Annotated in this window: 15 protein-coding genes; 6 read left to right on the forward strand and 9 right to left on the reverse strand. The window is 63.6% G+C overall.

Going from position 1 to position 15889, the window contains the following annotated elements:
• Nucleotides 1-6: 6 nt before the first annotated feature.
• From fabD to E5P2_RS20250, 5 genes are all read right to left on the reverse strand, one after another.
• Entirely contained in the window at nt 7-960 is a 954-nt protein-coding gene (gene fabD, locus E5P2_RS20230; protein ID WP_162568874.1) for an ACP S-malonyltransferase, read from the reverse strand.
• A 49-nt stretch (nt 961-1009) separates the two neighbouring features.
• On the reverse strand, nt 1010-1987 hold the full coding sequence (locus E5P2_RS20235) for a beta-ketoacyl-ACP synthase III (RefSeq protein WP_162568875.1): 978 nt from the start codon (nt 1985-1987) through the stop codon (nt 1010-1012).
• Nucleotides 1987-3039, reverse strand: coding sequence for a phosphate acyltransferase PlsX (gene plsX / locus E5P2_RS20240; RefSeq protein ID WP_162568876.1), 1053 nt, complete (start codon nt 3037-3039; stop codon nt 1987-1989). Before plsX ends, E5P2_RS20235 begins: the two co-directional genes overlap by 1 nt.
• Before the next feature lie 96 nt (nt 3040-3135).
• Nucleotides 3136-3318 (reverse strand): 50S ribosomal protein L32, encoded by a 183-nt coding sequence (rpmF, locus tag E5P2_RS20245; RefSeq protein WP_028248601.1) that lies wholly within the window; start codon nt 3316-3318, stop codon nt 3136-3138.
• 138 nt (nt 3319-3456) lie between these two features.
• A complete protein-coding gene (locus E5P2_RS20250) occupies nt 3457-4038 on the reverse strand; it encodes a YceD family protein (protein ID WP_332107553.1) in 582 nt (193 codons plus the stop codon).
• Between the two features lie 5 nt (nt 4039-4043).
• Between E5P2_RS20250 and E5P2_RS20255 the strand changes: the two genes are divergently transcribed.
• From E5P2_RS20255 to E5P2_RS20265, 3 genes are read left to right on the forward strand one after another with little or no spacing between them, the layout of a single operon-like run.
• Complete coding sequence (locus E5P2_RS20255; RefSeq protein ID WP_162568877.1) at nt 4044-4625, forward strand: Maf family protein; 582 nt, start codon at nt 4044-4046, stop codon at nt 4623-4625.
• A complete protein-coding gene (locus E5P2_RS20260; protein ID WP_162568878.1) occupies nt 4622-5380 on the forward strand; it encodes an SAM-dependent methyltransferase in 759 nt (252 codons plus the stop codon). The genes E5P2_RS20255 and E5P2_RS20260 overlap by 4 nt, the downstream gene beginning before the upstream one ends.
• 17 nt (nt 5381-5397) lie before the next feature.
• Nucleotides 5398-6531, forward strand: a complete 1134-nt coding sequence (locus tag E5P2_RS20265) for an MFS transporter (RefSeq protein ID WP_162568879.1) — start codon at nt 5398-5400, stop codon at nt 6529-6531.
• 1 nt (nt 6532) lies between these two features.
• Here E5P2_RS20265 and E5P2_RS20270 read toward each other — a convergent pair whose 3' ends face one another.
• From E5P2_RS20270 to E5P2_RS20285, 4 genes are read right to left on the reverse strand one after another with little or no spacing between them, the layout of a single operon-like run.
• Nucleotides 6533-7576 (reverse strand): S49 family peptidase, encoded by a 1044-nt coding sequence (locus tag E5P2_RS20270; RefSeq protein WP_162568880.1) that lies wholly within the window; start codon nt 7574-7576, stop codon nt 6533-6535.
• 1 nt (nt 7577) lies between these two features.
• Nucleotides 7578-7943, reverse strand: a complete 366-nt coding sequence (locus E5P2_RS20275) for a Rieske (2Fe-2S) protein (RefSeq protein ID WP_162568881.1) — start codon at nt 7941-7943, stop codon at nt 7578-7580.
• A 10-nt stretch (nt 7944-7953) separates the two neighbouring features.
• Nucleotides 7954-8622 (reverse strand): HAD-IIIA family hydrolase, encoded by a 669-nt coding sequence (locus E5P2_RS20280; protein ID WP_162568882.1) that lies wholly within the window; start codon nt 8620-8622, stop codon nt 7954-7956.
• Complete coding sequence (locus E5P2_RS20285; RefSeq protein ID WP_162568883.1) at nt 8619-9668, reverse strand: RluA family pseudouridine synthase; 1050 nt, start codon at nt 9666-9668, stop codon at nt 8619-8621. The genes E5P2_RS20280 and E5P2_RS20285 overlap by 4 nt, the downstream gene beginning before the upstream one ends.
• Before the next feature lie 542 nt (nt 9669-10210).
• Between E5P2_RS20285 and E5P2_RS20290 the strand changes: the two genes are divergently transcribed.
• The 3 genes from E5P2_RS20290 to E5P2_RS20300 all read left to right on the forward strand — a co-directional run bounded on the left by E5P2_RS20290 (nt 10211) and on the right by E5P2_RS20300 (nt 15844).
• Complete coding sequence (locus E5P2_RS20290; RefSeq protein WP_162568884.1) at nt 10211-13207, forward strand: Rne/Rng family ribonuclease; 2997 nt, start codon at nt 10211-10213, stop codon at nt 13205-13207.
• A gap of 484 nt (nt 13208-13691) precedes the next feature.
• Entirely contained in the window at nt 13692-14414 is a 723-nt protein-coding gene (locus tag E5P2_RS20295) for a sugar transferase (RefSeq protein WP_162568885.1), read from the forward strand.
• Entirely contained in the window at nt 14411-15844 is a 1434-nt protein-coding gene (locus E5P2_RS20300; RefSeq protein ID WP_162568886.1) for a mannose-1-phosphate guanylyltransferase/mannose-6-phosphate isomerase, read from the forward strand. Before E5P2_RS20295 ends, E5P2_RS20300 begins: the two co-directional genes overlap by 4 nt.
• Nucleotides 15845-15889: the final 45 nt, after the last annotated feature.

The raw sequence follows: 15889 nt of genomic DNA on the forward strand, positions 1-15889 counted from the left end.
CGGCCTTCAGCCACCGAGCAGTTGCCTGGTTTCGGCGAGCGTCGCCGGGTCATACACCGATACAGCGGCAAGTTCCGGCGCGATGCGCTTGGCCATCCCCGCCAAAACCCTGCCCGGACCACATTCGACAATGGCGTCGACGCCCCTGCTTTTCAACGCCTGAACGCTTTCCACCCATCGCACCGGCCCGGCCGCCTGACGGACCAATGCCGCCCGAATGCGATCGGCGTCGACTTCGATGCTGACATCGATGTTGTTGACAACGGGAATCTGTGGCGTGGCCAGGCTGATCGACGCCAGCCGCTCGCGCAACGCCTCGGCAGCCGGCTTCATCAGGCTCGAATGGAAAGGCGCGGATACCGGGAGCAGCAGCGCGCGCTTGGCGCCGTTGCCCTTGAGGATCTCGCAGGCTTTGTCGACGGCCGCCTTGCTGCCTGCGATCACGGTCTGCACCGGATCATTGAAATTCACCGCCTCGACGATTTCAGCGCTACCGGGACCGAACGTGGCCGTCGCTTCGGCGCAACCTTCCTTCACCTTCTCAGCATCCATGCCAAGGATCGCCGCCATCGCGCCGACGCCAACGGGCACGGCATGCTGCATGGCCTGTGCCCGAAAACGCACCAAAGGCGCGGCCTGCACCAAGGTCAAGACTTCGGATGCCACCAATGCGGAATATTCACCCAGCGAGTGGCCCGCCACGACCGACGGCTTGGCGCCGCCTTCTGCAAGCCATGCCCGCCATGCCGCGATGCTCGCGACCAACATGACGGGCTGCGTGTTGGTGGTCAAGGCAAGCGCTTCTTTCGAGCCTTCGTGGATGAGCCGTGCGACATCTTCGCCCAGCGCATCGGATGCCTCGCGCAGCGTTTCAGCGACCGCAGGATGATCGCCCCAGGCGTCCAGCATCCCCACCGCTTGAGAGCCCTGTCCCGGAAAGACAAAAGCAAAGGACTTCATTCTTGGTATCTCCGATCGCGTCACAGCCTTTCCCAAGGCAGCGCCCGCGCTACAAGTCCAGCAGTATTGCACCCCAGGTGAAGCCGCCACCCACGCCTTCGAGCATGACGGTATCACCCTTTTTGACCTTGCCTGAACGCACGGCCTCGTCCAGGGCCAGCGGAACTGAAGCAGCCGAAGTGTTGCCGTGCTCGCCGACCGTCACGATCAGCTTTTCGAGCGGCACTTTCAGCTTTCTTGCAGTTCCCTCCATGATGCGGATGTTGGCTTGATGAGGAATCAGCCAATCGATATCCGCCTCCGTCTTGCCCGCCTTCTGCAATGTGTTGCGTGCGGCATCCTCCAGCACACGAACGGCCAGTTTGAAAACAGCCTGTCCGTCCATGTGAAGCAGTGGCGTCCCGAGCACGTTGCCACCGGACACATGACCGGGGACGCACAGGATGCCCACGTGCTTGCCATCGGCGTGCAAGTCACTCGCAAGGATGCCCGGCTCTTCGCTGGCCTCGAGCACCACGGCGCCGGCGCCGTCGCCGAACAGAACGCAAGTCGTGCGATCGTTGAAGTCAAGAATGCGCGAAAACACTTCTGCGCCGACGACCAAGGCGCATTTGGCGGTGCCGGTACGAACCATTGCGTCGGCGACCGTGAGCGCATACACGAAGCCGCTGCAAACCGCCTGGACGTCGAATGCCGGACATCCGGCAATGCCGAGTTTGTTCTGAAGGATCGCCGCCGAGGAAGGGAACACCATGTCGGGCGTCGAAGTGGCAACGACGATCAGATCGATGTCGGCGGCAGTGCGGCCGGCTGCCTCGATGGCATGCCTGGCGGCTTCCAGTGCCAGATCACTGCTCGTGACCTCAGGCGCTGCGAAATGTCGAGCGCGAATGCCGGTGCGCTCGATGATCCATTGGTCGGAGGTCTCGATGCCGCGTGCAGCGAGTTCGAGCGCGAGATCATCGTTGGTCACCCGGCGTGGGGGCAGATAGCTGCCAGTGCCGGTAATGCGGGAAAAAGCGGTCATCAAGCGTGGAGTGCCGCCGCGTCGGCCGGCACCGCCGATTTCTGCCGGGCAAGCAATGGCGCGGCGTGGGCGATGCGGGCCCGCACGCGATCGAGCAGGTTGTTGCGAGCGGCATCATAAGCGCGATCCAGCGCATGGCCGAAGGCCACTTCGTCCGCGGACCCATGGCTCTTGAACACCAGCCCCCGCAGCCCGAGCAAGGCTGCGCCGTTGTAGCGACGGTGGTCGAGTCGACGCTTAAGTGCCTTTAAAACAGGATAGGAGACGATGGCAGCAAATTTACTGAAAAAGCCGTTCGAATACTCAATCCTGAGAAAGTCCACGATCATGGAGGCAACGCCTTCGGTTGCCTTCAATGTCACGTTGCCGACAAAACCGTCACACACCACGATGTCGGTCGTGCCCTTGAAAATATCGTTGCCCTCGACGTTTCCATAAAAATTCAGATCCTGAGAACTCGCGGCCTTTTGAAGCAGTTGACTGGCTCTTTTGATCGTTTCACTGCCTTTTATCGCTTCTTCGCCCACATTCAGCAATCCCACGCTGGGCGATTCGTTGCCTGTGAGTGCGGATACGAGAGCCGATCCCAGCACGGCAAACTGCAGCAGATCCTCGGCGTCGCAATCCACATTGGCACCAAGGTCGAGCACCGTGGTGGCTCCGCCCTTGCTGTTGGGAAGCTGAGGAGCGATGGCGGGTCTGTCGATGCCATCGAGGGTTTTCAGAAGATAGCGGGCAATAGCCATCAAAGCGCCAGTGTTGCCAGCAGATATTGCTGCCTGTGCAGCACCGTCCTTGACCTGCTGGATTGCTACACGCATCGAGGAGTCTTTTTTCTTGCGCAGGGCAACCTCGATAGAGTCATCCATGCCAACCACTTCGCTGGCACCAATCACCGTGGCGCGCGGATGAGAGAAGTCTGCGAGCGCTGCGGGCGCTCCGACCAGGAGCAGCGAGGCTTCGGCATGCCGCTCAAGAAATGCCCTGCAGGCCGTGAGCGTGACGCGCGGCCCGTGATCGCCGCCCATGCAATCAACTGCAAGGGTGATCACAGGACGCCCTGTAGGGGCTTCGGAAGAAGTGACCATCAAAACAAAGGCCCGACGCTACAAAGAAAGTAGCCTCGGGCCTTGGCCTTGAAATAGGAATCAGGCTTCGGACTTGGTCTTGAGGACCTTGCGACCGCGATAGAAACCGTTCGGGCTGATGTGGTGGCGCAGGTGGGTTTCACCCGTGGTCGGTTCGACCGCGATACCAGGCACGCCCAAGGCGTTGTGCGAACGGTGCATGCCGCGCTTGGACGGCGACTTCTTGTTTTGCTGGACGGCCATGCTGGCTCCTGAAGAAATGCGGATGGATTGGTGAGCATGCGAGGCGACAGCAACGATAAAACGTCCACAGCGGCGCGCGCGAAGCCCATGATTATAGCCCAAGCCGCCCAAGTGGCGCCAAGCACTCGCGTCTGTGCTTCATTCCGGCTTTCGGGGGCGAAGGGTGCCCAGAACGGCGAAGGGATTGGGACGCGCACCCTCTTCGCCATTGAAATCGGGATCCTCGGCAGAAAATCGAGTCGGCTCTGGGCACACCTCATGCCGCGGCGTGATAGGGATTTCCATCAGCAACTCGTCCTCGACCAGCGCGCGCAAGTCGAAGTCGCGGCTCGACACCAGGACATCTTCCTCCGACGCTTCATCCTCTGCCGCCGCAATGGCTTCGTCCTCGGCGAAACGGAACCAGCGGTCGATCTGCAGGTCCACGTCGACCGGACCGAGGCAGCGCTGGCAAACCAAAGGAACGCGAGCCCCCGCCGACAAATGCAACCAGGGAACCGTCCCCCCGGCAGAGCCGCCTCGGCAAGCCCCTGTGGCTTTCCAATGGACGGTCGATCCAGGAGCCGGGGCGGCCAGTTCCGCTTGCAGGCGCGGGTAGCTTGCGAGCGGATCCTCTCCCGAAACAGTGGCCGCGGTCTCGGCAAAAGCATCTACGTCGAGTCGGCTGGGGTGAAATTCTCTCGTCATCGGGCTCAGTCTAAACCGCTCGCGCACAATCATGGCCCATGCAACGTGCCGTCATTCTTGCCTCGACCTCGCGCTACCGTCGCGAACTTCTTGCGCGGCTGCGCCTGCCTTTCGACGTGCGGGCATCCGAAGTCGACGAAACGGCGCTGGCTGGCGAAACGCCGCGTGCGCTCGCGGAGCGTCTCGCGCTGGAAAAGGCAAGCGCTGTCGCCACCCGCTTTCCCGAGGCCGTCGTGATCGGCTCCGACCAAGTGGCCGATCTTGCAGGTGAAGCGCTCGGCAAGCCCGGGGATCACGCGCGCGCAACAACTCAACTGCAACGCATGAGCGGTCAGACCCTGGTCTTTCAGACAGCGGTTGCGGTAGTCTGCGGGGCAACAGGCTTCATGCAGCGCGACCTGGCCTCCGTGCGTGTCACATTCCGTGACCTCAGCGAGGCAGCGATCGAAGCCTATCTTCGTGCGGAGCAGCCCTACGATTGCGCCGGAAGTGCCAAGAGCGAAGGCCTCGGCATTGCCCTGCTCGACACCATCGAAAGCGATGATCCGACAGCCTTGGTCGGCCTGCCTTTGATTCGCACCGCCAGGATGTTGCGCGCTGCGGGAATCGCGCTGCTGTGAGCTGCGGAAAACTCTATCTGGTGCCAGCGCCACTGGACTTCGGCTGCGATACGCAGGCGCCGCTCCAGGAGGTGCTGCCGCTCGGCACCCTGCTAACTGCCGCCGGCATCACCCATTGGATCTGCGAGAACGCCAAATCGGCCCGCGCCTACCTGAGGCGCATCGATGCCGTCGCCCCGCTTGCTGCGCCGTTGCAGGCTCAGCACATCCAAGAGCTTCCTCGCGAGGTTCACAAGAAGGGCGACCATGCCGGCCAGTTCGACGCCCGCCCCTTGCTTGCGGCCGCACTCGAAGGCCATGACATCGGACTGCTCAGCGAGGCGGGCATGCCGGCCGTTGCCGATCCGGGGTCTTCGGTGGCGAGGGCGGCGCACGACCTGGGCATCCAGGTGGTTCCGCTCGTCGGACCCACATCGCTCCTGCTCGCACTTGCAGCGAGCGGACTCAACGGTCAGAACTTCGCGTTCGTGGGCTACCTTCCGCAGGACGGCGCTGCACGCGTGCAGCGCATCCGGGAACTCGAAGTGCTCGCGCTCAAGACCGGGCAGACACAACTTTTCATTGAAACACCGTACCGCAACGCCGCGTTGCTGCACTCGCTGATCCAGACCTTGCAGCACAACACAAGGCTCGCGGTGGCCCGCGGACTGACGCTCGCCGATGCGAGCCTGCGCAGCGAAACCGTGAAAGCATGGCGCGCCCGCCCGTCGGCTGCCGACGAGCGAGCACCGGCGATCTTTGCCATCGGACGCTAGCGTTGTCGAACCCATTGATGATCGTTGCCCGCACGCGCTGGGCTTCACGCGCACAGTTTTTCGGTTCGGGGTTCATCTTCGCGACGTGGGGAGTTCACATTCCGACCGTCAAGACCCACTACGGTGTCGATGAAGCAGCACTCGGCCTCGCCATGCTGGCCGCAGGGATCGGGGCACTTCTGGGTCTGACGCAAGCAAGCCGTTGGATCGGCCGCCAGGGCGCACGGAACACTGCTCGATTCTGCGGGGCGGTCTACGCACTTCTTTTGGCCGGCTTGCTGGTCATGCCAGGCTATGCCGCGCTGCTGGGATTGCTCGCCGTGTTCGGCGTCGTCACGAGCGTTTTCGACGTGGCGATCAACACCGAGGCGGCGCAGCTCGAACTTCGAGGCGGCAAACCCTTGATGAGCGGCATGCACGGGATGTTCAGCCTGGGGGGCATGGCGGGCGCCGTGACCGGCGGCGCAGCGCTCGCAACGGGCATGCCGCCGCAGCATCATCTGACACTGGTTGCCGTGGCAATGGCTCTCGTCATCGCCCTTTCCGCCAGAGACATGCTGCCCAAGGCAGCGACTGCTTTCGCCAGCACGGAGAGCGGCTTCCGGCTCCCTCGCGGCGCGCTCATCGTGCTTGGGCTGTTGGCGGCACTGGGGCTGATCGCCGAGGGCGCGATCTACGATTGGAGCGTGCTCTATCTGAAGCAGGAGCTCGGCAGTCCTCAGCACCAGGCCGCACTGGCCTACGCAAGCTTCTCGGCGGCCATGGCAGCGGCTCGCTTCAGCGGCGATGCGATGCGGGCCCGCGTGACGCCTTCGGCCCTGCTGCGCGCAAGCGCCTTGCTGGCGGCCGCGTCAATGACACTGGTATTGATCAGCCATGCACCCTGGCTGGCCCTGATCGGGTTTGCAGGCGTGGGCGTCGGCTTCGCCAATGTGGTGCCGATCCTGTTCGCTGCGTCGGCGCGCGTGCCGGGCGTCGAGCCCGCGCGCGGCATCGCGGCGGTTTCGGCGGCGGCTTACCTGGGTTTCATGGCCGGGCCGCCGGTAATCGGCTTTCTGGCCCAAGTGAGCACGCTGACCGCTGCGCTCTATGTCGTGGTGGCCTTTGCCGCTGCGCTCGCTGCATCGGCTCGATACGCAAGTCCCGACTGACTCAGTGCAATGCCGGTGCCAAGCGCATCGCCCGCACCGAAGCATCGCCCATCGCCGCGCCGAATTTCTTGGCCAGCTTCTCGGCCACATTGTCCCGCCGCGTGTAGTCGATCACGTCCTCTGCCTTGATCACCTCGCGTGCAACGAAGTCGACGTTCCCGAGTTGGTCGGCCAAGCCCAGGTCCACCGCTTCTTGCCCGCTCCAGAACAGGCCGCTGAAGAGACCGGGCGTATTGACTTTCAATCGATCGCCACGGCCCTTCTTGACCACGTCGATGAACTGCGCATGAATCTGGTCGAGCATCTGCTGCGCATGCGCACGCTGGGCGTCGTTCATCGGACTGAAAGGATCCAGGAAGCCCTTGTTTTCGCCGGAGGTCAACAACCTGCGCTCCACGCCGAGCTTGTCCATGAGGCCCGTGAAGCCGAAGCCATCCATGAGGACGCCAATGCTTCCGACGATGCTGGCCTTGTCGACGTAGATCTTGTCGGTCGCCGCGGCGATGTAGTACGCCGCCGATGCGCAGCTTTCCTCGACCACGGCGTAGATGGGCTTGTTGTACTTGGCACGCAGGCGTTTGATCTCGTCGTTGATGATGCCCGCCTGCACCGGGCTTCCGCCCGGCGAATTGATCAGCAGGATGATGCCTTTGGCACCGTCGTCTTCGAAAGCGGTCTTCATGGCTGCGACCACGAATTCCGCACTGGCATCGGCGCCGGCGGCAATCTCGCCCTTGATCTCGACCACGGCAGTATGCGGCGTGGCCTTGGTGCTGGTCGGCGCGGCGCGCGACATGGCGAACCAAACCAGGAAGACGAAGAAGGCAAGCCAGCTGAGGCGAACGAAGGTCTTCCAGCGGCGAGTGGCTTTCTGTTCCCGCAACGAAGCAAAAGCCAATTTCTCCAGCGTCGCGCGCTCCCAGCCGGATTGCTGCGTCGGATCGTTTCTGGACATGTTTCTTGTGCCACCTTGAACAGGAGAATTGGGCGCTGTGCGCTCGAAAGGCTCGAAACCTTCAGGTTCCGTGCGGTTGGAATCGGTCATGTCAGAACGCCAGGGGTTGGAGGTTCCAGGCAGTATGCCAGTGCACCACACCGTCCCGTTCGCTGAGCTCGATCTTCACGAGACCGCCTCGGCAGGGGCCTCCGACGCACGCGCCAGTGTCCGGCTTGTAGACCGCACCGTGCGTGGCGCAAAGCAGCCATTGGCCGCTGTCGTCGAAGAAGCGATCGGGCTGAAAATCCAGTTCCATGGCGACGTGGCTGCAACGGTTCAGATAGGCGTGCGGCAGACCTTCGTAGCGAACGGCAAAGGCACGACATGTTTCGCCGCCGTGGACCACATCGAAGGGAACGGCACGCCCACCCTCGACCAGATCGGCGGCGTTACACAAGGGAATGCTTTCGCTCATCGGCGAATTTTCAGGCGTTCTCGAGAAGCCATTGCTGGAGATCGGAAACCGAATGCGCCACGTGAAGAGGCGTCAGCGTGTCGAAACTGTCCGGCTCGTGCGCACCGTAGCTCACGCCCACACTCGCGCAACCCGCGTTGACCGCGAGTTGGAGATCGTGCGTGGTGTCGCCGATCATCAAGGTTCGATCGGCCGGCACCTCGAGCTCTTCCATCAATTCCAGCAGCATGCGCGGGTGCGGCTTGCCGAAGGTCTCGTCGGCCGTGCGTGATGCATCGAAGCGATCCCGCAGCGCCACGGTCGTGAGCGCTTCATTCAGGCCGCGCCGCGATTTCCCGGTGGCCACGGCCAGCTTGTGGCCACGGTCGCGAAGCGCGTCCAGCATCGGCAGAACGCCGTCGAACAACACCAGATCATCCTTGCGCTGCAGATAGTGGTAGCGGTAGCGTGCCCCCAGCTCGGGGTACTTTTCCTTCGGCACGTCGGGCGCGGCACGGGCAAGCGCCTCGGCCAAGCCGAGACCGATCACCCATGCGGCATCGCTCTCGCTAGGCTTGGCGCCTCCGACGTCGATCACGGCGGCCTGGATGCAGCGCACGATGAGGCGGGTCGAGTCGTACAGGGTGCCGTCCCAATCGAAGGCGATCAGGTCGAAGCGGCGAGGACGGGCATCAGTCATGCGGAACCAGTCGAAAGATAGGTGGCAAGTGCATCTTGTACTTCCTGCGGCGTCAATGCCTTCAGCTCCGGTGGCAAGGCGGCCTGAAGCGACAGGCGCGCGCCTGTCGCAGGATGTGTGAACTGCAGGCGCCAGGCATGCAGGAACATGCGCTTGAGGCCGAGCTTCTGGAGCGCGCGATTGCGCTCGAAATCACCGTACTTGTCATCGCCGGCGATCGGATGCCCGGCCGATGCAAGGTGGACCCGGATCTGATGGGTGCGACCGGTCTTGATGGTGACCGCCAGCAGCGAGCATTCGCCAGTTTCGGGGCCCAGCGTCAACCCCGCGATGACCTTCACGAGCGTCACCGCACGCATCGCATCGGGATGATCCTTGGCGACGACCTTCACCCGCCGCTCGCCGGCCTCGGGGGCTCCGTTCTGGCCCGGCAGCAGGTATTTGGCGAGCGGAGCATCGAGCACCTTCCTGTTCGCGGGCCAGCGCCCTTCGACCAGCGCCAGGTAGGTCTTGCCGGTCTCGCGCTCGCGAAACTGTTCCTGCAGCGCCGTCAATGCACTGCGCTTCTTGGCGACCAACAGGATGCCCGAAGTCTCGCGGTCGAGCCGATGGACCAGTTCCAGGAAACGCGCGGCTGGACGGGCGGCGCGCAATTGCTCGATCACCCCGGAGCTCACGCCGCTGCCCCCGTGCACCGCGACGCCGGCCGGCTTGTCGATCGCGAGCACTGCTTCGTCCTCCAGCAGCACCGGGAATTCGCGAGCAGGCGCCAGCGGTTGGCCTCCCGCCTGCGCCGGTGCCGATGTCCGCACCGGCGGCAGCCGCAATACGTCGCCGGGCGCGAGGCGTGTCTCCGCCTGCGCGCGCCCCTTGTTGATGCGCACCTCTCCCGACCGGATGATCCGGTAGACATGGGTCTTGGGCACGCCTTTCAGCTGTTTAAACAGGAAGTTATCGAGTCTCTGACCCGCGGATTCCCCATCCACCGTCAGGAAGCGAACTTCTGCTGCCGCGGGACTTGGCTTCGCACCTATAATGTTTTTCACCAGCGCGGTCTTGTAAGTGCTTGATTAATCAGAAGTTTAGAGCACTGCGGGAAGCGTTGCGAGGTCGATGCCGCTTTGGCGTTGGGCCTGCAAGCCACGCGCAAGCGCGCAAGGCGGCAGGCCCTGCATCCAAGTCAAGCCGACGCCCACGAAACACCGATACGGAATACCCAGCCTGCAGGCTCCAGCTGCCGGCGGATCGAAGCGAGTACCTTGTGTTGATGCTGCTGATTCAACTGTGCCTCCGCTGGCTGCTGCCGGCGACCCGGGCTATTGAGTCATCGGAGATACGCGCCACCATTGCGCCAAGCGCCATGGAAAACACGGCGAATCAGCACCACATCGGGCTCGCGCCCATCCATGCGCCCCCACCCCGTCTGCTATTGAGTTGACACTCGATGGCATCGACGCGCCACGCGCCGATGCCACCACAGCAGCCAGGGCACAGCGGCAATTCCTTCGTTTCGCGAGCGTCGTCCGTGCATCGTTAGGTCCGTCATGGACCGGTAGAGCGATACGAACAGATATAAGGACAACGCATCATGAAACGGATGCTGATCAATGCCACGCAGGCCGAAGAACGCCGCCTGGCCATCGTCGATGGGCAGAAGCTCCTCGACTATGAAATCGAAATCGAAGGACGCGAACAGCGCAAGGGCAATATCTACAAGGCGGTCGTGACGCGCGTCGAGCCGTCGCTCGAAGCCTGCTTCGTGGACTACGGCGAAGATCGCCACGGCTTCCTGCCCTTCAAGGAAATCTCCAAGCAGTACTTCGCAGAGGGGGTCTCGGCCAGCCAGGCCCGGATCCAGGACGCGATCAGGGAAGGCCAGGAACTGGTCGTCCAGGTCGAAAAGGAAGAACGGGGCAACAAGGGCGCGGCGCTGACCACGTTCATCTCGCTGGCCGGCCGCTACGTGGTGCTCATGCCGAACAACCCGCGCGGCGGCGGCGTGAGCCGGCGTATCGAAGGCGATGATCGCGCCGAACTCAAGGAGGCGATGGATCAGCTCGAATATCCCAAGGGAATGAGCATCATCGCCCGCACGGCGGGCATCGGTCGCTCGGCGCCCGAACTCCAGTGGGACCTGAACTACCTCCTCAAGCTCTGGGCCGCCATCGACGGCGCGGCCAAGGGCGGCAAGGGTGCGTTCCTGATCTACCAGGAGTCGTCGCTGGTGATCCGGGCCATCCGCGATTACTTCAATCACGACATCGGCGACATCCTGATCGACACCGACGACATCTACGATCAGGCGCAGCAGTTCATGGCGCACGTGATGCCGGAACACGCGGCACGCGTGAAGCGCTACCGCGACGACGCCGCGCTGTTCAGCCGCTTCCAGATCGAACACCAGATCGAGTCGGCCTACGCGCGCACGGTGCAATTGCCCAGCGGCGGCGCCATCGTGATCGACCATACGGAAGCGCTCGTCTCGGTCGACGTGAATTCCGCCCGCGCCATCAAGGGCGGTGACATCGAGGAGACGGCCACCCGCACCAACCTCGAGGCCGCAGACGAAGTGGCCCGCCAGATGCGCCTGCGCGACCTGGGCGGACTGATCGTGATCGACTTCATCGACATGGATGAATCGAAAAACCGCCGCGAAGTCGAAAGCCGCTTGCGTGACGCGCTGCGGCAAGACCGTGCCCGCGTGCAATTCGGCTCGATCAGCAAGTTCGGCCTGATGGAAATGAGCCGTCAGCGCCTGAAGCCGGCGCTGAGCGAAGGCTCCTCGATCCCCTGCCCGCGTTGCGGCGGCTCTGGCCACATACGCGACACCGAATCGAGCGCACTGCAGATCCTGCGCATCATTCAAGAGGAATCCATGAAGGACAACACGGCGGCCGTGCATGTCCAGGTGCCGGTCGAAGTCGCGTCCTTCCTGCTGAATGAAAAGCGTCCCGAGATTGCGAAGATCGAGCTCAAGCAGCGCGTGACCGTGCTGATGGTGCCCAACAAGACGCTCGAAACGCCCAACTACAAGCTGGAGCGGCTCAAGCACGACGATCCTCGCCTCGACCATATCGAGGCCAGCTACAAGATGGCCGACGAGATCGAAGACCCCACTTCGGTCACGCGTCGCTCGCAAGAACCGACCAACAAGCAGACGCCGGTGATCAAGGGCGTGTTGCCGGATGCGCCCGCGCCCATCGTCGCGCCCAAGCAGGAAGCCCCGCGTCCGCCGGCCGTTGCGCCCGCCCCCCTGTCAACGCCGCCTGTGCCCGTCGCCGCCAACAAAGCTGCCGAAACGGGCTTCATCGGCTGGCTCAAGAGCCTGTTCGCTGCCACACCTGCGCCTGCAGCTGCGCCGACGCCGCCGGTCGCGATTCCTGTCGAGGCACCGAAGCCACGCCGCGAAGGCCGACCAGGCCGTGATGGCGAGGCCCGCACCCCGCGCGACGGCGATCAGCGCCGCGGCGGTCGCGGCGAGGGCCGCAATGGTCGCGACGGCGAACGCCGGGGCGGCCGATCAGGTGAACGCCGCGACGGCGAGCGTCGCGAGGGACGCGAAGTTCGCAGCGATGCCCAGCCACGAGAGCAGCGCGAAGCACGCGGCCCGCGCGACGGCGAACGCCGGGGTCGCGGCGAGCGCCGCGACGGTGAAGCCCGTCTTGCACCGCAGGAATCGGGCGATGCTCAGCTCGACGCGCGCACCATTGCCCCCGTGGCGTTCGCCGGCGATGAAGGCGCCGCACCAGCGGAACGTGCGCCGCGTGGACGCGGAGAGCGCCGGGAACGCGGTGAGCGCAACGCCGATGCGACACGCGAAGGCACTACCGACGCCGCACGCGAGATCGACGGCGACGCATCGCAGCTGCAGGACAGCGCGGCCCCAGACCGCGGCGCCCGCAATGCACGCGAGGAGCGCACCCCTCGCGGCGAGCGCAACGAGGGCCGTCGCGAGCGGCGCAGCGACGTTGCGCCGCGGGCCGTCGAAGAACCTGCGGACTCGCAGCCACTCGACGCCGGCGCTGTCGGCACTGCCGCGAACGAAGAGGATTCGGGCGCCTCTGCACCGCGCAAGGACGGCGACGAACGCCGCGGGCGCTCGCGCGATCGCTACGGACGTGACCGCCGCGAGCGCAGCCCGCGCGAGGAGGCCGACGCGACCACCGCACAAGCGTTCGCAGCAAGCTCTGCCGGCGACGCTCAGGCCACTGAGCAACCTGCCGGACGCGCCGAACGACCCGCGATGCCCTCGTCGCCCTCGTCGCCCTCGTCGCCCATCGTGGTCGACCTCAAGGCGCCGACCTCGCGCGCACTTCCCAAGGTCCAGCCTTTCGAACTGCCGATCGATGAACTCGCGCAGATCGCCGAAGGCTCAGGGCTGCATTGGGTGAATTCCGACGCCGACCGGGTCGCGCAGGTTCGCGCCGCCATTGCGGCGGAACCCAAGCCTGCTCATGTGCCTCGCGAGCGTCCGCCAATGATCGTGGTGGACGAAGGCCCGCTCGTCCTCGTCGAAACTCGACGCGACCTGAGCACGATGCTGCTGCCGTTCGAGCAACCCTTGGACGACGCGACGCGTCACTGAGGAAAAAGGGAGGCCATCGCGCCTCCCTTTTTTTGCGCCGGCGCCAAGACACGCCAACCGGTGCAAGGGGTCGCGCCAGGCCGCCCTGACACGCCACGGCACCGTCCTTGGCATCACGGTCTCCTGTGTAACCTTTTGAATTCACGCGTATCGGTACGTTCTTGCTGCATTGCAGCAGGTTCGGCCGCAGCATTAAGTCACAAGAATGCAAAACGCCGCATCTCTACAACACTTGTTGGTCCAGAAGCGTTAACATATTGTCATACAAAAGGACTACACTCTCGACGAAGATGTTGCGCCGCACAAGGAGCCTTCTGAACTCACCTTACAGAGGGACGGTGCACTTCATTTATCGGAAGATGTACGGCTTTTGTTCACAACACAGCGCCTTCATGATGTGTTCAAATTCTTGCCAATAGTAGTAAAGCGTTACACTGCCGCGCATTGAAGATTGAGGCAGCACCCGACACGGGGGACTTTCAAAATGTTTCGTTCCGACTCGACTGCACACGGCCACGTAGTTCGACGCTTTACGCCAGACGGCGGCGGCTCTTCGACCCCGCCCGTGCATGTACAGCCGCGCAGGCTCAGCTATCTCGAGCGCACGACGAAACGTGCAATGGACATCGTTGGTGCATTGATTTTCTTTGCCGTTTTTGGCCCCTTGTACCTCCTTGTCGCGTTGGGCGTGCGGATCAGCATGGGACGTCCGGTGCACTTCTGGCAGAACCGCCTCGGGGAACGCGGCCAGAGGTTTCGCTTCTACAAGTTCCGCTCGATGGTCCACAACTCGGAGCATGTGCTGGACGAATTCCTGAGCCGCAACGACATGGCCCGCACAGAGTGGGACACCTTCCAGAAGCTGGAAAAGGATCCGCGCATCACGCCCATCGGCCAATTCATTCGCAAGCTCAGCCTCGACGAGTTGCCTCAGTTCTGGAACGTGCTCAAGGGCGACATGAGCATCGTCGGTCCGCGTCCCTGCATGGAGCGGCAGCGCAGTCTCTACGGCAAGGGTTGGGAGCACTATTGCGCAATGCGTCCCGGCATCACCGGACTGTGGCAGGTCAGCGGCCGCAATCGACTTTCGTATGCACGGCGCGTTGAGCTCGATGTGGAATACGTCAACAACTGGTCGCTCTGGCTCGACATCAAGATCCTGTTCAAGACGGTCCGCGCAGTGATCACCGGCGAGGGCTCGCGGTGACAGTCATTCGGCCGGTCGTTCTTTGCGGCGGCAGCGGCACGCGACTGTGGCCGCTCTCGCGACAGACCTTGCCCAAGCAATTCGTGCCCTTGATCGGCGGCAGGAATCTCCTGTTGCTTACGCTCGAGCGTCTGCGGCTCCTCAATGAGGAAGTCACATGCGTCGCTGCAGAGGAGCACCGCTTTCTGGTTCAGGAAAGCATCGAGGCTGCCCACGTGTGCGGCAAGCAACTGCTCGAACCGGTGGCTCGCAACACCGCTGCCGCAATGGCGGCGGTGGCGCTTCTCGCCGCCCCTGACAGCCTGCTGCTGTTTGCGCCTGCAGATCACCATATCCCGGACGCCGATCGCTTCGTCAAGACGATCCGAAAAGGCGTTCCCGCCGCACTCGCCGGCTACCTCGTGGCATTCGGCGTGGAGCCGACCTTCCCCAGCACCGCGTATGGCTATATCCGCCAGGGCGACCCGCTGGACACGCTGGGCACCGACGCAGGCCATGCCGTGGCCGCGTTCATCGAGAAGCCTGCGGCACCGAAGGCCGAGCAGCTGCTGCTGGCCGGTGGTCATCTCTGGAACGCCGGCATCCTGCTGGTGCAGGCCAAGGTATTGATCGCCGCGCTCGAGCAGCATGCGCCCGATATCCTCGAGGCCTGCCGGCTCGCAACGGCTGCCGTCGAAGCGGACGGCGATTTTCTGCGCATGGACAGTGCCGCGTTCGGACGCTGCCGCAGCCAGAGCATCGACTACGCAGTGCTCGAAAAGTGCGAACGGGTCGCTGTTCTTCCCTTTCAGGGCCGCTGGAGCGATGTCGGCAGCTGGAATGCCGTCGCCGAATTGCACACACCCGACGACCATGGCAATCGGGTCAGCGGCCAGGGCTTTGCCATGGGCGCGCACAACACCTTCGTCTACGCCCCCAACCGCCCTGTCGTGGCGCTGGGCACGAAGGACCTGCTCGTGGTGGACACGCCGGACGCTCTTCTGGTGGCGCACATCGATTCTGCCGAACAGGTCAAGGACGTGGTCGCGCTGCTCGCTACGCGAGGTCACAGCCAGGCGACACGGCATCGTCGCATCCCCAGACCATGGGGCGCCTACGACAGCATCGATGATGGTGAACGTTTCGCCGTCAAGCGCCTGACGGTGAAGCCCGGCGCGCAGCTCGCGCTGCGGATGCATCATCATCGGGCAGAGCATTGGGTTGTCGTCAAGGGCACGGCCAAGGTGAGATGCGACGACAGGACGCGACTCGTCAAGGAGAATGAATCCATTTACATCCCCGTGGGCGCCATGTACAAACTGGAAAATGCCGGCAAGACAGTCCTCGAGGTGATCGAAGTGCAGACGGGCGGCTACCTCGGCGAAGACGACATCGTGCGCTTCGACGACATGCCCTTGCCGGCGGTCGATCGCGAAAAGAAACTGGCCTGACCTTCGCGCCGGCAACTCGCCGGCTTCCATTCCATCCGCAACGCC

The sequence above is a fragment of the Variovorax sp. SRS16 genome, from assembly GCF_901827165.1.
Classification (GTDB): Bacteria; Pseudomonadota; Gammaproteobacteria; order Burkholderiales; family Burkholderiaceae_C; genus Variovorax.

Bases quoted from the DNA above. Each gene is read 5' to 3' on its own strand.
- fabD (WP_162568874.1), bottom strand. From the start codon at position 960: ATGAAGTCCTTTGCTTTTGTCTTTCCGGGACAGGGCTCTCAAGCGGTG.
- E5P2_RS20235 (WP_162568875.1), bottom strand. From the start codon at position 1,987: ATGACCGCTTTTTCCCGCATTACCGGCACTGGCAGCTATCTGCCCCCA.
- rpmF (WP_028248601.1), bottom strand. From the start codon at position 3,318: ATGGCCGTCCAGCAAAACAAGAAGTCGCCGTCCAAGCGCGGCATGCAC.
- E5P2_RS20250 (WP_332107553.1), bottom strand. From the start codon at position 4,038: ATGATTGTGCGCGAGCGGTTTAGACTGAGCCCGATGACGAGAGAATTT.
- E5P2_RS20255 (WP_162568877.1), top strand. From the start codon at position 4,044: ATGCAACGTGCCGTCATTCTTGCCTCGACCTCGCGCTACCGTCGCGAA.
- E5P2_RS20265 (WP_162568879.1), top strand. From the start codon at position 5,398: ATGATCGTTGCCCGCACGCGCTGGGCTTCACGCGCACAGTTTTTCGGT.
- E5P2_RS20270 (WP_162568880.1), bottom strand. From the start codon at position 7,576: ATGACCGATTCCAACCGCACGGAACCTGAAGGTTTCGAGCCTTTCGAG.
- E5P2_RS20275 (WP_162568881.1), bottom strand. From the start codon at position 7,943: ATGAGCGAAAGCATTCCCTTGTGTAACGCCGCCGATCTGGTCGAGGGT.
- E5P2_RS20280 (WP_162568882.1), bottom strand. From the start codon at position 8,622: ATGACTGATGCCCGTCCTCGCCGCTTCGACCTGATCGCCTTCGATTGG.
- E5P2_RS20290 (WP_162568884.1), top strand. From the start codon at position 10,211: ATGAAACGGATGCTGATCAATGCCACGCAGGCCGAAGAACGCCGCCTG.
- E5P2_RS20295 (WP_162568885.1), top strand. From the start codon at position 13,692: ATGTTTCGTTCCGACTCGACTGCACACGGCCACGTAGTTCGACGCTTT.